The organism is Gluconacetobacter tumulisoli (assembly GCF_014174155.1).
GTDB lineage: Bacteria > Pseudomonadota > Alphaproteobacteria > Acetobacterales > Acetobacteraceae > Gluconacetobacter > Gluconacetobacter tumulisoli.
The window spans coordinates 1-1,920 of sequence record NZ_JABEQM010000037.1; the positions used below are offsets into that span (position 1 = coordinate 1).

General features: G+C 48.5%; 1 protein-coding gene and 1 pseudogene. One reads left to right on the forward strand and one right to left on the reverse strand.

Features of this window, described 5'->3' with window-relative positions:
• Nucleotides 1-446 precede the first annotated feature (446 nt).
• The gene (locus HLH28_RS17790) at nucleotides 447-1,844 is read left to right on the forward strand and encodes an NACHT domain-containing protein (RefSeq protein WP_182961935.1); all 1,398 of its coding nucleotides are present in this window, start codon (nucleotides 447-449) and stop codon (nucleotides 1,842-1,844) included.
• Here HLH28_RS17790 and HLH28_RS17795 read toward each other — a convergent pair.
• Nucleotides 1,822-1,920 (reverse strand): annotated as a pseudogene (locus tag HLH28_RS17795) (IS5/IS1182 family transposase); the annotation flags it as partial. The gene HLH28_RS17790 and the pseudogene HLH28_RS17795 overlap by 23 nt on opposite strands.

Here is a 1,920-nt window from a genome sequence, read left to right on the forward strand (position 1 = left end):
CAACCAACGACCACTCTTCGTCTGATACGTCAGAGGGATACGGCTTGCGAACTTGCGTCATTCAGCATTACTGAACCAATCACCCACGAAAGTACATAACACCCTCTAGCACTTTCTGACGTGGAGTTTGGAGACAGGCTTATTGATGCACTCCCCGAGCGTGAGATAAAGCCCTGGCGGATACATCTCCCAAACACACTAAGGAAGCAAAGGGGTGACGCTCCCCCTGTTGAGAAGATGGTCGATACAGCTCTTGGAGCTGACCTGTTAACGTGGGCACGCCACGAGCCTGGGTCGATTGCAATCGTATTTTCGGGTGACGACGACATCATTCCCCCCATTTTCGTCGCAGAGTCTTGGATGAAGCCTATGGGGGGGGAAATTCATCTAGTACGTTCGCGCAATAGGGCAGAAAGTCGTTATCTATCTCTCGAGGGGTTACTATCATGACCAATTTGCATTTAGAGGAACGTGCGACGCAGATCGCGAGCGATCTTGCAGTTTTTGCCGATATTGGCACCGACGCTCCGTCCGTAGAATCCGTCCAGGGAGGTTTCTCTGTAAGATTGACGCGCCAAGGAGAAGCGACCGAAATTGCAGTATCGCAGCGTTCTGATGCCTTGATCGAAATATGGGGAGATGAGCGGCAAAAGCATGCGAGCCTTAAGGCTCTGCTTGCATCTGAAAGGTATGGAAATCTGCGAGACTGGGCGGCTAAGCAAGTCGCATTTTTGGACCAAGAAATGAGGAAAACAGGAGATTTAATAGACATATCCGGCTACCTAAACACCCCCTTTAATTCAGCTGATGCGGCGGCGGTCGACGATTCACTTTGTGGTAGTCAGAATGTTGATTCAACAAGGATTTTGCTGATCGACGGTCCTGCCGGTATTGGCAAAACACAGTTTATTACCAGCTTGTCTAAAAGACGGGCAGACGGTTTCATGATCCGACGGCGTCCTCTTATTCTACATGTTCAAAGCAGAGGAAGAACTCTCTCTTATCTTTATGATCTAGTAGCATTCAGCCTGCAGCGGATCCGGTTAGATGTTACCTTTGACCAAGTGCCCATCCTTGCCAAGTATGGCCTGATTACACTCGCCATTGATGGTTTTGATGAGTTGGCAGATCCTGATGGTTATGAGAATGCATGGTCACAGGTTAGTGATCTCATTGCAGTTCTGCGAGGATCGGGCAGCATTATTCTCGCGGGGCGAGAGACATTCATTGGGCGCGACCGGGTATTAAAGGACATATCAAGTTTAAGAGTTGAGAAGGATGAACTGAATGTTCTGACGCTTCAACCTCCATCGAAGTCGACGGCGGTGAAATGGTTGCTCTCCCAAGGGTGGCAGGAAGACCAGGTTGCAGTAATAGAGGACTTTTTGGAGCCAAATTCATTAGCGCTTAGGCCATTTTTCTTGAAGACGTTATCAAATCCGGAAATTGCTCAAAGTATATCAAGTAGTAATGCGTTTAGTGTTCTTTCGATTCTAATGGATGCGATGATCGGGAGAGAAATCGCAAAATTCGGCGAAGCGGTAGAGCGTTCCCTAAATGCGTCGGATCGTCGAAAGTATTTGATTTCGCTGCTCGGAGAAGCAGCCCGCGATATGGCCGAATCTAACAACTCAGCCATAAGTGACGCCACCCTTTCCTGGCTTGTTGATGTTGCACTTCCGCGCGAGATTGACGAGTCAATAAATCGTATTTTGAAAGCGAGGAGCCATGCCCTCGCCTTTTTCACAAACGATGATCGGCGTGGGTATAGACGGTTTTATCATGATAAGTTTTATGAGTACTTCCTTAGCCTAGAGGGTGTTATGCACCGTGAGCGAGTATAGCGGCGTTTCTGAGCATGAAACATGCGAAAGCGACGACATGAAGACTTGCGAGCGTTGAAGCGTAACGCTCGTAATC

What these genes read in the sequence shown, in the direction of transcription:
- HLH28_RS17790 (WP_182961935.1), top strand. Translation starts at nt 447, where the DNA reads ATGACCAATTTGCATTTAGAGGAACGTGCGACGCAGATCGCGAGCGAT.